This is a genomic window from Nocardia sp. NRRL WC-3656 (genome assembly GCF_000720265.1).
Lineage (GTDB): Bacteria > Actinomycetota > Actinomycetes > Mycobacteriales > Mycobacteriaceae > Nocardia > Nocardia nova.
Window position 1 is genome coordinate 447942 of record NZ_JOJF01000002.1, and the last position, 14831, is coordinate 462772.

11 protein-coding genes are annotated in these 14831 nt (G+C 69.5%); 8 read left to right on the forward strand and 3 right to left on the reverse strand.

The window, feature by feature from the left end:
• Position 1: 1 nt before the first annotated feature.
• Positions 2–4936, reverse strand: coding sequence for a DEAD/DEAH box helicase (locus IG65_RS34380; RefSeq protein WP_036523139.1), 4935 nt, complete (start codon positions 4934–4936; stop codon positions 2–4).
• 269 nt (positions 4937–5205) lie between these two features.
• Between IG65_RS34380 and IG65_RS0104830 the strand changes: the two genes are divergently transcribed.
• From IG65_RS0104830 to IG65_RS0104840, 3 genes are all read left to right on the forward strand, one after another.
• Positions 5206–5577 carry a VOC family protein gene (locus IG65_RS0104830; protein ID WP_030513599.1) on the forward strand — a complete coding sequence of 124 codons (372 nt, stop codon included), beginning with the start codon at positions 5206–5208 and terminating at the stop codon, positions 5575–5577.
• 80 nt (positions 5578–5657) lie between these two features.
• Positions 5658–6605: a patatin-like phospholipase family protein gene (locus tag IG65_RS0104835; protein ID WP_030513600.1), complete on the forward strand. Its 948-nt coding sequence runs from the start codon at positions 5658–5660 to the stop codon at positions 6603–6605.
• Positions 6602–7453 carry an SDR family NAD(P)-dependent oxidoreductase gene (locus IG65_RS0104840; RefSeq protein WP_030513601.1) on the forward strand — a complete coding sequence of 284 codons (852 nt, stop codon included), beginning with the start codon at positions 6602–6604 and terminating at the stop codon, positions 7451–7453. Before IG65_RS0104835 ends, IG65_RS0104840 begins: the two co-directional genes overlap by 4 nt.
• Positions 7454–7457: 4 nt before the next feature.
• Here IG65_RS0104840 and IG65_RS0104845 read toward each other — a convergent pair whose 3' ends face one another.
• The gene (locus tag IG65_RS0104845; protein WP_030513602.1) at positions 7458–8987 is read right to left on the reverse strand and encodes an aldehyde dehydrogenase family protein; all 1530 of its coding nucleotides are present in this window, start codon (positions 8985–8987) and stop codon (positions 7458–7460) included.
• 97 nt (positions 8988–9084) lie between these two features.
• Between IG65_RS0104845 and IG65_RS0104850 the strand changes: the two genes are divergently transcribed.
• The 5 genes from IG65_RS0104850 (at position 9085) to IG65_RS0104870 (ending at position 14021) form a co-directional block, all read left to right on the forward strand.
• Positions 9085–9537: an Lrp/AsnC family transcriptional regulator gene (locus IG65_RS0104850; protein ID WP_030513603.1), complete on the forward strand. Its 453-nt coding sequence runs from the start codon at positions 9085–9087 to the stop codon at positions 9535–9537.
• 76 nt (positions 9538–9613) lie between these two features.
• Positions 9614–10966, forward strand: coding sequence for an L-lysine 6-transaminase (gene lat / locus IG65_RS0104855; protein WP_030513604.1), 1353 nt, complete (start codon positions 9614–9616; stop codon positions 10964–10966).
• A 146-nt stretch (positions 10967–11112) separates the two neighbouring features.
• The gene (locus IG65_RS0104860) at positions 11113–12753 is read left to right on the forward strand and encodes an acyl-CoA carboxylase subunit beta (protein WP_030513605.1); all 1641 of its coding nucleotides are present in this window, start codon (positions 11113–11115) and stop codon (positions 12751–12753) included.
• Positions 12754–12958: 205 nt separating this feature from the next.
• Positions 12959–13294: an acyl-CoA carboxylase subunit epsilon gene (locus IG65_RS0104865; RefSeq protein ID WP_030513606.1), complete on the forward strand. Its 336-nt coding sequence runs from the start codon at positions 12959–12961 to the stop codon at positions 13292–13294.
• A 1-nt stretch (position 13295) separates the two neighbouring features.
• Positions 13296–14021, forward strand: a complete 726-nt coding sequence (locus tag IG65_RS0104870) for a nucleoside triphosphate pyrophosphatase (RefSeq protein WP_030513607.1) — start codon at positions 13296–13298, stop codon at positions 14019–14021.
• On the opposite strand, the gene IG65_RS0104875 is transcribed toward IG65_RS0104870, so the two are convergent.
• Positions 13929–14720, reverse strand: a complete 792-nt coding sequence (locus tag IG65_RS0104875) for a metalloregulator ArsR/SmtB family transcription factor (protein ID WP_030513608.1) — start codon at positions 14718–14720, stop codon at positions 13929–13931. The two genes, IG65_RS0104870 and IG65_RS0104875, sit on opposite strands and share 93 nt — an antisense overlap.
• Positions 14721–14831: the final 111 nt, after the last annotated feature.

Consider the following 14831-nt stretch of genomic DNA (forward strand, 5'->3'; position numbering starts at 1 on the left):
CTCATGCTGTGCTCCGGAGCCGGAAGCCCCGGGGAGTGGTGTGGAAGCCGGCGTCGGTGAGGAATGTGGCGAAGGTGTTGCCGTGCACCGATTCCCCGTCGACGCGTTCGACGACCAGTGAGTCGATCCGGCGGTCGTGGACCAGAGCCGCCAACGCGGCCGCGGCCTCGGTCCGGACCTCGGGGTCCTCGGTGAAGGTGAGCAGAGTCTTACCACCGCGTTCCAGGTACAGTGCCAGTTCGCCCGCGGCCAGGACGACCAGGGCTCCCGCCTTGCGGCCCGGACGATGTCCGGCTCCCTCACCCGCGTTCTTCGGCCACGGCAGTGCGGCGCCGTACGGATTGGCCGGATCGCAGGCGGCGAGCGCGACCGCGCCGCCCCGGCCGGTGTCGCCGCCCACCCGGTCGGAATCGTAGGAACGCAGCCGATCCACCACGTCGGTGGTGGAGAACTGCGCCCCGCCGAGAGTGTCGACGAAATAACCGCGCCGGCAGCGCCCGCGATCCTCGAATTCGGTGAGCACCCGGTACATGAGCGCGAAGCCGCCCGGAATCTCCTCGTTCTGCACCGAACCCCGGGTCAGCACCCCGTAGCGTTCCAGCAGGAGATCGGCGGTGGCGTGGGCACGAATGGTGTTGTCCGGCAGGCGCGTTGGCAACAGCGACCATCGACCGGCCACCGCGGGCGGGCCGGTCCGGGTCGGCATGGCCGGTCGCGGCAGGTACATGCGGCCGCGCGGGGTTCGTCGCGGGGTGCGGTGGGCGGTGGTGCTGCGGGTGGTGCCGGACAGTCGCGCCCGGACCGGGGCGAAGGTGTCGCCGGACAGATATCCCGCCCACACCAGCTCCCACAGTGCCGCCGCCACGGCCGCATCGTCGAGTACCCCGGTGGCGTCGGACAGTTGCCGGAAGAAGTAGGCGCCGCCCGCCACCGCGACGATCCGGCTGCCGCCGAACGCAGCCGGTTCGGTGGCGGCCGCGTCGTCGCCACCGCCATCGAGCGCGATCGCGTCGCCGGTCGCCACCGTCAGCTCCGCGCCCAACGCCGTCAGCAGGCGCACCTGCACATCGGTGAAGTCGATCTCCTGCGGCGGCGCCAGCGTGACCGGCGCCTGATCCGCCGGATGCAGGGCGATCCAGCCGTCCTTCGCGGTGATGGCGCCGTGGCCGGACCAGAGCACCTCACCGGAGGCGGTGAGTTCGTCGAGCATCGCCGGCGTGTAGTCACGCACCCGCGACGGCAGAATGAGCGACTCCCACGCCGAGGCCGGAATCGGCACGCCCGCAAGCTGTTCCACCACCGCGGCGACACCGTCCACGCCGCGCAGTGTCGAAGTACCGATATGCTGCCACGCCGGCAGGAACCGGCCGAACGCGCCCGTGGATACCGGCTCCACATCCTTGCGCGCCGCGGCCAGCGAACGGCGGCGCAGCCGGCGCAACACCTGCGCGTCACACCATTCCGCACCGGCCGAACCCGGCGTGAATTCACCTTCCACCACCCGCTTCTCGGCCCCGAGGTGGTGCAGGGCGGTGGCGGCGACGGCCGGGCCGATCCCGAAGCGCCGGGCGACGGCGTCGAGGGTGAACGGGGCGTGAGTGCGGGCGTAGCGGCCGATCAGATCGCCCAGGGGATCGGCGACCGGTTCGATGAAGGCCGCCGGGGTGCCGATCGGCAGGGGGACGCCCAGGGCATCGCGCAACCGGGCGGCGTCCTCGATCGCCGTCCACCACCGCGATCCCGCGAACGACACCTCGAGAACGCGCCTGGCCTGCAGCAATTCGGCGAACCACGGGTTCGGGTCGGCGGTGCACCGCGCGGCCGCCTCGGCCGGGGTGAGCGGGCCGAGCAGTCGCAGCAGGTCGGCGAGCCCTTCCGCGTCGCGGGCGTGGCGCTCGGGGGTCAGCCGCTGCAGTTCGCGTTCGGTCAGTTCGAGGACGGCGGCGTCGAGGAGTTCGCGCAGTTCCACCCGCCCCAGCAGTTCGGCGAGCAGGCTCGAATCCAGCGACAGCGCGGCCGCGCGACGCTCGGCCAACGGGCTGTCGCCCTCGTACATGAACTGGCCGATGTAGTCGAACAGCAACGCGTTGGCGAACGGTGACGGGGCGGCGGTCTCCACCTCGACCAGGCGCAGTTTGCGCCGCGCCACATTCGTCAGCAGATCCCGCAGGGCGGGCAGGTCGTAGACGTCGCGCAGGCATTCGCGCACCGTTTCCAGCAGGATCGGGAAATCGGGGAATTTCCTTGCCACATCGAGCAATTGGGCCGCGCGCTGGCGCTGCTGCCACAGCGGCGCGCGGCGGCCGGGATCCCGGCGCGGCAACAGCAGCGCTCGCGCCGCGCATTCGCGGAAGCGGGAGGCGAACAGCGCCGATCCGCCCACCTGCTCGGTCACCACGTCGTCGATCTCGTCCGGTTCGAAGACGAACAGTTCCGCGCCCGGTGGATCGTCGGTGGTGTCGGGTAGCCGGACCACGATGCCGTCGTCGGAGGCGGTCGGTGCGGCATCGACCCCGAACCGCTCCCGCAACCGCGCGCCCACCGCGAGCGCCCACGGCGCGTGCACCGGTAGACCGTAGGGCGAGTGCAGGATCAGCCGCCAATCTCCGAGTTCGTCGCGAAACCGTTCGACCAGCAGCGTGCGATCGGTCGGCAGATGGCCGGTGGCCTGCCGCTGCTCGGCCAGCAGTGAGACCAGATTCGCCGTCGCGAAATCGTCCAGGCCGGCGGCGTGGACGAGCTGTTCGAGTTCGACCAGTTCGCCGCCCGCCGCGGTCTTACCCGCCTTGGAGGCCGCGGCTCCCGCGCGGGAGGGCGTGCGTCGCGTGGCGCCGTTTCCGCTGGGGTCCGCGGACGATCGGCGTTGTCGCGCAGGACTTTCCGCCCGCGCCGCCGGGGACTGCGGCTGCTCGTCGCCGATCGAAGCGGCGCCGTTCCCCGCGGCTCGGCGCGCGGACTGCTGCCGTCCGCGGCCGCGCGTCGCCGGCTCGGAGTCGAGTGCTTCGCCGTCGAGCGCCGCGTCGGACCCACCCGCGTCTCGCACGAGCTCCGCGATCCGCCCGGCCGGTGCGTGTTCGACCGCCTGACCGGCCGTGCGGATGAATTCGCCCAGGGCCGCGCCCAATTCGGCCGGACGCCCGAGGGAATCGCCGTGCCAGAAGGGGAGTCGGCCCGGCAGGCCGAACGCGGGGGAGACGAGGACCCGGTCGTGGGTGATGTCCTCGATGCGCCAGCTGGTCGCGCCGAGGGCGAACACATCGCCCACGCGCGATTCGTAGACCATCTCCTCGTCGAGTTCGCCTACCCGCGAAGCCTTTTCGCCGACCATGAAGACCGGGAACAGGCCACGGTCGGGAATCGCGCCGCCGGAGGTGACCGCGAGGCGCTGAGCGCCGGGACGCCCGGTCAGAGTGCCCGCATCGCGATCCCACACCAGGCGCGGACGCAGCTCGGCGAATTCGTCGGAGGGATATCGACCCGACAGCAGGTCCAGCACCGATTCGTACGCCGAGCGCGGCAGCGCGGCGAAACTTCCTGTCCCCCTGACCGTTTCGAACCACTCGTCGACATCGATCGGTTCCAGTGCGCAGGCGGCCACGGTCTGCTGGGCGAGGATGTCGAGGGGGTGGGCGGGGATCTTCAACTCCTCGATCTGTCCCGCCGTCATCCGCATCGACGCCACGGCGCAGTGGATCACATCGGTGCGGTGTTTGGGGAAGATCACCCCGCGCGAGATCTCACCCACCTGATGTCCGGCGCGTCCGACCCGCTGCAGCCCGCCCGCGACCGACGGCGGCGCCTCGACCTGCACCACCAGATCCACCGCACCCATATCGATACCGAGCTCGAGGCTGCTGGTCGCCACCACACACCGCAACCGGCCGCTCTTGAGATCGTCTTCGATGATGGCGCGTTGTTCCTTGCTCACCGAGCCGTGATGGGCCCGGGCCAGCAGCGGCGCCGCCCCGTGATTGACCTCGGTCGGCGACCCGAGCTGGGCGGGCGGCGCGTGCTCGCGGCGTCCCGCGACCTCCTCCGCCTCGTCGGGTTCGGCGATCCGCTCGGCGTATTCCTCGTTCAGCCGCGCCGTCAGGCGTTCGGCCAGCCGCCGCGAATTCGCGAACACGATCGACGAGCGGTGCGCCAGGACCAGATCCACGATCGCGGCATCCACATGCGGCCAGATCGAGCCCGGCTGATCGGATTCGTCCGGCTCGGTCATATCCGCCACCGGCACCCGCACCGACAGGTCGAACGTCTTCGGCGCCGGCGGCGACACGATCGTGATCGGCGCCGAGCCGACCAGAAAGCGCCCCACCTCCTCCGGCGGACGAACGGTCGCCGACAACCCGATGCGCTGGGCGGGCCGCTCGGTGAGCTGGTCGAGCCCGGCCAGCGACAGGGCCAGATGCGCCCCGCGCTTGGAACCGGCGATCGCGTGGACCTCGTCCACGATCACGGTGCCGACCTGCGACAACGTCTCGCGGGCCGCCGAGGTGAGCATCAGGTACAGCGATTCCGGGGTGGTGATCAGGATGTCGGGCGGCTTGCGCTGCAGGGTCCGCCGGTCGGCCGGGGTGGTATCGCCCGACCGTACGCCGACGCTGATCTCGGGGGCGGGCATACCGAGCCGCGCGGCCGTGCGGGTGATGCCCACCAGGGGTGCGCGCAGATTGCGCTCGACGTCGACCGCGAGGGCCTTGAGCGGGGAGATATAGAGCACGGCGGTGCGCTGCGGGCCGTCCGTGGGTTCGCGGGTGGCGAGCCGGTCGATCGCCCACAGGAAGGCCGACAGAGTCTTACCGGACCCGGTCGGCGCGATCACCAGGGTGTGTTCTCCCGCGGAGATCGCCTCCCAGGCTCCCAGCTGGGCGGTCGTGGGCGCGGGGAACGCACCGTCGAACCACTCCTGGGTCGGCCGGGAGAACTGCTGCATGGGTTCAGTGTGCACCCGGGCACCGACATCGAGACCCGACGGCGAAGTCCCTCGGGCGCATTTCCGGGCTCGAACTCGCCGGACGGGGTCGCCGACGCGGACGGATCGGCGCCGGTCCACGGCTCGTCCCGATAGGCTGGCCGCGACCGCGGTGGCTAACCGACGATGGGACCGACATGAGCGAGCGCCCCGACACTGTGACCGAGATTCCGGCCGACCCCGCACAGGTGACGAACGACCCCGCCAACCCGCCGGTCCCGCCCGGCACGATGCTGCTCGAATTGGTGCCGGTCCCGGTGCGCGATATCGACCGGGGAATCGAGTTCTATCGCGATCGGCTCGGCTTCCATCTCGATGTGGACGTGGCTCCGGCGCCGGGCGTGCGGATCGCGCAGCTGACTCCACCCGGTTCCGCCTGTTCGATCCTGCTGTCCGAAGGCGTCCCCACCGCGGACGGCGCGGTCGGCTCCCTGCGCGGATTGCATCTTGTCGTGGCTGATATCGAGGCAGCGCGCGCGGAACTCGTCGCGCGGGGCGTCGCGGTGGGCGAGATCGCCGATGTCGGTGGTGGTGTGCTGTACGCCCATTTCGCCGACCCCGACGGCAATACCTGGAGTCTGCAGTACATGCCCTGGCGGTAGCCGGGCCGTTCATTGCCGAACGGTTGCGATCGGCCGACCGGGCCGCGCATCGTGGCCCTCGCCCGCTAGTGTTTGAGACTATGCGTAACAGTAACGGGTTACAGCGGCGTGGCCTGGCGATCGGATGCGGCGGCACGGTCGGCGCGGCCTGGATCGTGGCGGCGCTCGCGGCGGTGCGAGATGTCCTGCAGTGGGATCCGCGCGAGGCCGATGCGCTGGTCGGCACGTCCGCCGGCGCGGAAATGGTGACGATGCTGGCGTCGGGAGTCTCCGTCGACGATCTGGTGGCGATGCAGCGCGGCACCGTCGCCGATCCGATCCTGGCCCGGCATATGGCCGACGAACCGGGCCGCTTCCCGCCGCTGCCCCGTCCCCGCCTCGGCGCGCCGCGAATGGCCTTGCACGGCAATCGTTCCCGGCAAGCCCTGCTGACCGCGGGCAGCCGGCTGCTGCCGGTCGGCGGCGGCGATGCGAGCTGGCTGCAGCGCCTGGCCACCGATCTGAACCGTGACCGGGACTGGTTCGCCCATCCGGCCGCGTGGCTGGTCGCGATGGACTACGACTCCGGCGAGCGGGTCGCCTTCGGCGCACCGGAGGCGCCGGCCGCGACGATCGGCCAGGCGCTGCGGGCGTCGTGGGCGGTTCCCGGCTGGTTCCCGCCGGTGCCGGTCGCCGGTCGCCGGTTCGTCGACGGCGGCGCCGCCTCCACCGCCTCGGTGGATCTGCTGCTGCCGCTGGGCCTGGACGAACTGGTGGTGCTGACACCGATGGCTTCGGCGCGGTCGGTGCCCGCCGGCGGACCGGGACACTGGCTGGAGCGTCAGCTCCGCGGGCCGATGAGCGCGCAACTGGAATCGGAGATCGCCGCCGTGCGCGCGGCCGGAACCCGCGTGTTGCGGCTGGCGGTGACCGCGGCCGACCTGGCGGTCATGGGCCCGAACTTCATGGACGGCCGCCGGCGCGGCGAGACCTTCGAGCACAGTCTGCGCAGCACCCACCGCGCCATGGAACGGAGTGAATTCGCATGAACCTGTTCGGTACCGGCTATCCGCCGATCGACCTGGCCGCAGCCCGCGTTCTCGTCACCGGAGCCGGTCGCGGCATCGGCCGGGCCACGGCGGAGTTGTTCGCGCACAAGGGATCCGACGTGGTCCTCGCCGATGTGGACGCCGCGGCCGCGACCGCCGCGGCGGCCGACATCGGCGCCCAGGCGGTCGAACTCGACGTGCGCGACCGGGAGCAGTGGGACCGGGTAGTCACCGATCTGGGCCGGATCGACGTCCTGGTGAACAACGCCGGAGTGATGCCCGCGGGCCCGTTCCTCGGCGAACCGGATGCCGTCGGGCACACCACGATCGATGTGAACGTCTGGGGACTCATCCACGGTATGCGGTCCGTCGCGCCGGCGATGATCGACCGCGGCCGCGGTCATATCGTCAACGTCGCCTCGCTGGCCGGAAAAATCCCGCTGCCCGGGCTGGCGGTGTACAACGCGAGCAAGTTCGCCGCCGTCGGACTCTCGGCCGCGACCCGGCTGGAATTCGCCGACTCGGGGGTCAGCGTGAGTTGTGTGCTGCCCTCCGCGGTGCGCACCCGCCTGTCCTCGGGGCTGACCCTGGGCCGCGGGTTGCCCACGGTCGACCCGATCGACGTCGCCGCCGCGATCGTCAAGACCTGCCGGACCCGGCGGGCCGAGGTGGCGGTGCCGCAGTATCTCGATCCCGTCGACATCGCGCTGGCGGCCGCCCCCGAATCGGTCGTGCGCATGGTACGCGGCCTCTTCGACGGCGACCGGGCGCTGCATCCGGGCGATGCGGCGGTACGGGCCGCCTACGAGGACCAGGTCCGCGCCATCGCGCGCGAACCGGAGCGCTGAACGCTCAGCCGAACCGAATGCCTTGTGCCAGCGGCAGTTCGGTGGAGTAGTTGACCGTATTGGTGGCGCGGCGCATATACGCCTTCCAGGAGTCGGAGCCCGATTCGCGCCCGCCGCCGGTCTGCTTCTCACCGCCGAACGCACCGCCGATCTCCGCACCCGAGGTGCCGATGTTCACATTGGCGATGCCGCAGTCGGAACCGTCGGCGGCCAGGAATCGTTCCGCCTCGCGCTGGTCGCCGGTGAAGATGGCCGACGAAAGCCCCTGTGGCACAGCGTTGTGCAGGGCGATCGCGGAATCCAGATCGTGATAGGTGAGCACGTAGAGAATCGGCGCGAACGTCTCCTCGCGCACGATCGCGGTCTGAGCGGGCATCCGGATGATCGCTGGACGTACATAGTAGGAATCGTCGCCGCCGACCTCGACGCGCTCACCGCCGCAGATCAATTCGCCGCCGTCGGCGAGCGCACGGTCGATCGCCGCCCGCATCGCGGTGTGGGCGCGGCCGTCGATCAGCGGCCCGACCAAGACCGAGTCTTCGAGCGGATTGCCCACGGGCAGTTGGCGATACGCCGCACTCATCCGATCCAGCAGTGGCCCGGCGATATCCACATGCGCGATGACCCGCCGCAGTGTCGTGCACCGCTGTCCGGCCGTTCCCGTCGCGGCGAAAACCACGGCCCGCGTGGTGAGGTCGAGGTCCGCGGACGGGGTGACGATCGCGGCGTTGTTACCGCCGAGCTCGAGCAGGCACCGGCCGAAACGCGCCGCCACCCGCGGTGCCACCGCCTGCCCCATCCGCACCGATCCGGTGGCGCTGACCAGAGCCACCCGTTCGTCGTCGACGAGCTGGGTGCCGACGTCGGCGCCACCCTGGATCAGCTGGTGGATCCGCGGGTCGGCGCCGACGTCGAGGGCCGCGCGCCGCAGCAGCGCATCGCAGGCCAGCGCGGTCAGCGGCGTCGTCTGCGAGGGTTTCCACACCACGGTGTCGCCACAGACCAGGGCGATCGCGGTATTCCACGACCAGACCGCGACCGGGAAGTTGAACGCCGAGATCACCCCGACCACCCCGAGGGGATGCCACGTCTCCATGAGCCGATGCCCGGGTCGTTCGGAAGCCATGGTGCGGCCGTACAGCTGGCGGGACAGGCCGACGGCGAATTCGCAGACGTCGATCATCTCCTGCACCTCGCCGCGCGCCTCGGCGCCGATCTTGCCCGCCTCCAGGGTGACGAGTTCGGCCAGCGCGTCGAGATTGTCGGCCAGTAGTCTTCCCAGCCGCCGCACCACCGCGGCACGTTGTGGTGCGGGGACGGATCGCCAAGCCTGAAAAGCGCTGTGCGCCTTGTCGATCGCGCAGGTCACGTCGAATGCGGAGGTGGCCGGGACGCGCATCAGCTCACCGCCGGTGATCGGTGTGCGGGCCGGCAGGTCGCCCGAATCGACCGGGTCGACGCCGAGTTCGAGCAGCAGGCGCGCGGCCCGGTCGCGCAGTTCGCCGGTGGTGGGCAGAACGGGTGCGGATGTCATCTACGGCTCCGTTTCCGAAATCGGTTGATGGGGGGCTTCGCACCGGTGGGAGATCGTTTCCGGCCCCGGCCACCGCCCGCTGGGTTAGCCTTCGCTGATGGCGGATGCACCTGCGAAACCTGTTCTCGACGACATCGATCGGCTCCTGATCCGCGAATTGATGGCCGACGGCCGGGCCACGCTGTCCAATCTCGCCGAGAAGGCCAGTCTGTCGGTATCCGCGGTGCAGTCGCGAGTGCGCCGGCTCGAGGCGCGCGGTGTGATCCGCGGATATTCCGCGAAGGTCGACCCGGAGGCGCTGGGACAACTGCTCTCGGCATTCGTCGCGATCACTCCTCTCGATCCCTCACAGCCCGACGACGCTCCGGCCCTGCTCCAGCACATCCCCGGCATCGAGGAATGCCATTCGGTGGCGGGGGAGGAGAGCTACATGCTGCTCGTCCGGGTGGCCTCGCCCCGGCATCTCGAACAGTTGCTGCAGGAGATCCGCGCCACCGCCAATGTCCGCACCCGAAGCACCATCATTCTGCAGACATTCTATGACAGGTGAGACCTGATCGTAATTTATACGTTTGTTTGTAGTGAAACCGTAAATATTTTCGTATCCTGTGGGAGTGACCCTCGAACTGGAGCGCCCCGGAACGGCCGACGCGGAGGTCACGAACCCGGCGTCGGTCACCGCCTCGCGCGTACACGACATCCTGTCCGCCCATATGCTCGCCGACGGTTTCGATCTGGTGCTGGACCTGCGCAGATCGCGGGGACTCGACCTGGTCGACGCCCGGGACGGCACCGTCTATCTGGATATGTTCGGCTTCTTCGCCTCGTCCGCGCTGGGGATGAACCATCCGGCGCTGGCGGCGAACGCTCGCTTTCGCGCCGAACTCACCAGGGCGGCGCTGAACAAGCCCAGTAATTCCGATGTCTATACGGTCGCGATGGCGCGCTTCGTCGACACCTTCGCGCGGGTCCTCGGCGATCCGGCGCTGCCGCATCTGTTCTTCATCGACGGCGGTGCGCTGGCGGTCGAGAACGCGCTGAAGGTCGCCTTCGACTGGAAGAGCCGCCACAACGCGATGCACGGCCGCCCGGCCGAACTGGGCACGAAGGTGCTGCATCTGACCGGCGCCTTCCACGGCCGCTCCGGCTACACGCTGTCGCTGACCAACACCGACCCGATCAAGACCGAACGATTCCCGGCCTTCGACTGGCCGCGCATCGAGACCCCCTATCTGCGCCCCGGCATCGACATCGAGGTCGCCGAGCAGCGCGCGCTGGCGCAGGCCTGGGCCGCATTCGCCGAAAATCCGCACGACATCGCCTGTTTCATCGCCGAGCCGATTCAGGGCGAGGGCGGCGATCGGCACATGCGACCGGAATTTCTCCGGCGCATGCAGCAGCTGTGCCACGAGCAGGACGCGCTGTTCATCGTCGACGAGGTGCAGACCGGCGTGGCGATGACCGGGTCGACCTGGGCCTACCAGCAGTTGGGCCTGCGACCGGATGTGGTCGCCTTCGGAAAGAAGACGCAGGTCTGCGGAATCATGGCCGGCGGGCGCGTCGACGAGGTGCCCGACAACGTGTTCGCGGTGAGCTCGCGGCTCAATTCCACCTGGGGTGGCAACCTCGCCGATATGGTGCGGGCCCGCCGCATTCTCGAGGTGATCGAATCCGACGACCTGGCCGCCCGCGCGAAGGAGCTGGGCGCGCTGCTGCTCGACCGGTTGCGCGCGCTCGCCGACCGGCACGAGCGGCTCACCGATCCGCGCGGTCGCGGGCTGATGTGCGCGGTGACACTGGATTCCGCCGAACTACGCGATGCCGTCCTCGCGGAACTGCGCGAGCGCGAACGGGTACTGTTCCTCGGAACCGGCGAGTGCGGTATCCGGTTCCGGCCGCCGCTGACGGTCACCGCCGACGAACTCGAGCGGGCGGTGGATGCCCTGGATCGCGTCCTCGCGGGCATGGCTGATCGCTGACGATTCCCAGGCTCGCGCGAGCGTGTCCGGACCGTCGTTGTGGCACTTCACCAGCGCTTTTCTGCTGGCGGGTAGCCAATAAGGGTACTGGTCGGTAGCCCCCACTGGAATTCCGCCGGGCTGCGCCACTGGTTACACTCCGGGGCATGACGAGTGTCCAGAGTCAGCCTTCGCCGGGTTCGGCGGGCGCCCCCGATATCCACACCACCGCAGGGAAGCTGGCTGATCTGCGCAATCGGCTGGAAGAGGCCAAGCACCCGATGGGTGAGGGCGCGGTCGAAAAGGTCCACGCCAAGGGCAAGCTGACCGCGCGCGAGCGCATCCTGGCCCTGCTGGACGAGGGTTCGTTCGTGGAGATGGACGCGCTCGCCCGGCACCGCAGCGTCAACTTCGGCCTGGAGAACAACCGTCCGCTCGGCGACGGCGTGGTCACCGGCTACGGCACCATCGACGGCCGCGACGTCTGCATCTTCAGCCAGGACTCGACGGTGTTCGGCGGCAGCCTCGGTGAGGTCTACGGCGAGAAGATCGTCAAGGTCATGGACCTCGCGCTCACGACCGGCCGCCCGTTGATCGGCATCAACGACGGCGCCGGCGCTCGCATCCAGGAGGGCGTGGTCTCGCTCGGCCTCTACGGCGAGATCTTCCATCGCAACATCCAGGCCTCCGGCGTGATCCCGCAGATCTCGCTGATCATGGGCGCCGCGGCCGGTGGGCACGTGTACTCCCCGGCGCTGACCGACTTCGTCGTGATGGTCGACCAGTCCAGCCAGATGTTCATCACCGGCCCGGACGTCATCAAGACCGTCACCGGTGAAGAGGTCACCATGGAGGAGCTGGGCGGCGCCCACACCCACATGGTGAAGTCCGGTACCGCGCACTACGTCGCCTCCGGCGAGCAGGACGCGCTGGACTGGGTGAAGGACCTGCTGAGCTACCTGCCCAGCAACAACCGCGCCGAGGCCCCGCGCTTCCCGGCCAGCGACCCGATCGCCGGCGCGATCGAGGATTCGCTCACCGAAGAGGATCTCGAGCTCGACACCCTGATCCCGGATTCGCCGAACCAGCCCTACGACATGCACGAGGTCATCCGGCGACTGGTCGACGACGACGAGTTCTTCGAGGTGCAGGCCGAGCGCGCGATGAACGTCATCGTCGGCTTCGCCCGCATCGACGGCCGCAGCGTGGGTTTCGTGGCCAACCAGCCCACCCAGTTCGCCGGCTGCCTCGACATCGACGCCTCGGAGAAGGCCGCGCGGTTCGTGCGCACCTGCGACGCGTTCAACATTCCGATCATCACGCTGGTCGACGTTCCGGGCTTCCTGCCGGGTACGGGCCAGGAGTACAACGGCATCATCCGCCGCGGTGCGAAGCTGCTCTACGCCTACGGTGAGGCCACTGTGGGCAAAATCACGGTCATCACTCGCAAGGCCTACGGCGGCGCGTACGACGTGATGGGCTCCAAGCACATGGGCGCCGATGTGAACCTGGCGTGGCCCACCGCCCAGATCGCCGTCATGGGCGCTTCCGGCGCGGTCGGCTTCGTCTACCGCAAGAAGCTGCAGCAAGCGGCCGCGGAGGGCGCCGATGTCGACGCACTGCGCCTCGAGCTGCAGAACGAGTACGAGGACACGTTGGTCAACCCGTACGTGGCGGCCGAGCGTGGTTACGTCGACGCGGTGATTCCGCCCTCGCACACCCGCGGCCAGATCGTCGCGGCGCTCCGCTTGCTCGAGCGAAAGATGGTTACTCTTCCGCCGAAGAAGCACGGCAACATTCCGCTCTGATCCGACGATATGTGCGGTAGCGGAGGCACACTTTCCGGGAGAGTGGCGAGCTCGTACCGCGCACGATTGCCGCATCCGGGTGAAGATGGTAGGAAAGGCCCTCATTCGATGAGGGCCGCACGAATACCGTTCGCGGCGTGGGTTCGTCCCGCGCCGTGAACGCCGGGCCCTCTCGGTCCGGCACAGAACAGGAGGAGTTGGCGCTGTGACGGCTGTGGCTGACGAAGAGATATTGCGCGCTGCCGAATTGGATTTGGCGGTCGACGAATTCGGTGACGGCGACACCAGGCTCGCATCCGACACCGCTGTCGTCGAGGCCGAGGTCGGCCACGGGCCGGTCATCCGCGTTCTGAAGGGTTCGCCTACCGACGAGGAACTCGCCGCTCTGGTCACCGTGTTCGCCGCCGCGGGCGCGAACGCCGACGCGGCGCCGCAGGATCAGGGCCCGGTGGACAACTGGGGCCGGCCCACCATGATGCACCGCGGTACCTCGCCGTTCTCTCCCTACGCCTTCCCCTATCTGTCGCACATCCGCGGCTGACGTGACGGGATTCGTTCTCGGCTCCGCCTCGCCGGCGCGACTGCAGGTGTTGCGTGCGGCCGGGCTGGATCCGGTGGTGCGAATATCCGAGGTCGACGAGGACGCCGTCGCCGCGGCGCTCCCGCTGGACACACCACCCGCGGGCGTGGTGACCGCTCTCGCCCGAGCCAAGGCCCACACCGTCGCCGCCGCATTGATCGCCGACGCCGCCGCGTCCGTGGACGGTCCGGCCGCCCCGGATTCCTATGGCCTAGTGGCCGCGCGGGCCCCGCGCTTGGTGGACGACTGCGTGGTCGTCGGCTGTGACTCGATGCTGCTGGTCGGCGGGGTGCTGCAGGGCAAGCCCCATACCCCGGACGTCGCCCGCGCCCGCTGGGCCGAGATGGCCGGGCGCAGTGCCGATCTGCTCACCGGCCACTGTGTGCTGCGCGTGCGCGACGGCGCGATCGTCGCCGACGCCCAGGACTGCAGCACCACCACCGTGCATTTCGCCGATCCCGGCCCGGCCGAGCTGGATGCCTATATCGCCACCGGCGAGCCGCTGCGGGTGGCGGGTGCGTTCACCCTCGACGGAATGGGCGGCTGGTTCGTCGACCGCATCGACGGTGACCCGTCCAGTGTCATCGGAATCGGCCTACCGCTGCTGCGTCGCCTCCTGGGCGACGTGGGCGTCGGAATTGCGCAGCTGTGGCTCCGTGCGCAGCTGCGGGCCGACGCGATTGGCTGACGGCGTCGGTAGTCGCGGTCCGGTCCCGGCCTGATCGGGGATGTGGGCGGGATCCGGGAGCGTGCTCGCCAGTGCCTCCAGATGGATCACGCACAGTTCCGGGCCCACGAACGGGTGCAGCCGGACGTTGACCGCATCGCGTCCGCCGTTGCGGTCCAAGACTTCGCGCATCAGGCCCTGATGCACACCGCAGACCACCTCGGAGTGGGTGCGCGCCAATTCGCGCAGCGGGCAGGCGGTCAGGCGGATGTTGAGCTGGTCGCCGGTTTCGGAGGCGGGATCGCGCTCCGGGGCGAAACCCAATTCGGAGCTCACCGTCACCGCGACATCGCGCGCGTCGTCGAGCGAGGCGATGGGCTGTTCGAGCTGTTCGACCTTGGCGCCCCACGCGCGCCCGGCCGTCACGGCCAATTCGGAACGCCGGCGGGGATCACTGCCGAGCTGATCGGCCAGCACCTGCGCGAGATCTTGATAACCGACCGATCGCTGCACCGCCGTGTATCCGATGCGCGGGCGGCCGCGGCCGCGGGGCGGCTGCTGGAATTGGCGGACCAGCGATTCCCGGGTGAGAACATCCAGATGAAAGCGGACGGTGGTGACGTGCTGTCCGGTGATGCGCGCCAGTTCCTGGGCATCGAGAGGCTCGCTGGCGCCGCGTAGGATCGCAAGCAGGCGCCGTCGTGGCCAAGAATCGGACATAGCTCACCCCTCCTCCCATGTGACTTTATCGGACGAAGCTGCGACTTAATCGCGCTTCATCCGATTCGTGATGTGAAACCGACGGCGCACATTGTTCGCACCTACGATCGG

Excerpts from the sequence above, each read along its gene's own strand:
- IG65_RS34380 (WP_036523139.1), bottom strand. The coding sequence starts at position 4,936 with ATGCAGCAGTTCTCCCGGCCGACCCAGGAGTGGTTCGACGGTGCGTTC.
- IG65_RS0104830 (WP_030513599.1), top strand. The coding sequence starts at position 5,206 with ATGCTGCTCGAATTGGTGCCGGTCCCGGTGCGCGATATCGACCGGGGA.
- IG65_RS0104835 (WP_030513600.1), top strand. The coding sequence starts at position 5,658 with ATGCGTAACAGTAACGGGTTACAGCGGCGTGGCCTGGCGATCGGATGC.
- IG65_RS0104840 (WP_030513601.1), top strand. The coding sequence starts at position 6,602 with ATGAACCTGTTCGGTACCGGCTATCCGCCGATCGACCTGGCCGCAGCC.
- IG65_RS0104845 (WP_030513602.1), bottom strand. The coding sequence starts at position 8,987 with ATGACATCCGCACCCGTTCTGCCCACCACCGGCGAACTGCGCGACCGG.
- IG65_RS0104850 (WP_030513603.1), top strand. The coding sequence starts at position 9,085 with ATGGCGGATGCACCTGCGAAACCTGTTCTCGACGACATCGATCGGCTC.
- IG65_RS0104860 (WP_030513605.1), top strand. The coding sequence starts at position 11,113 with ATGACGAGTGTCCAGAGTCAGCCTTCGCCGGGTTCGGCGGGCGCCCCC.
- IG65_RS0104875 (WP_030513608.1), bottom strand. The coding sequence starts at position 14,720 with ATGTCCGATTCTTGGCCACGACGGCGCCTGCTTGCGATCCTACGCGGC.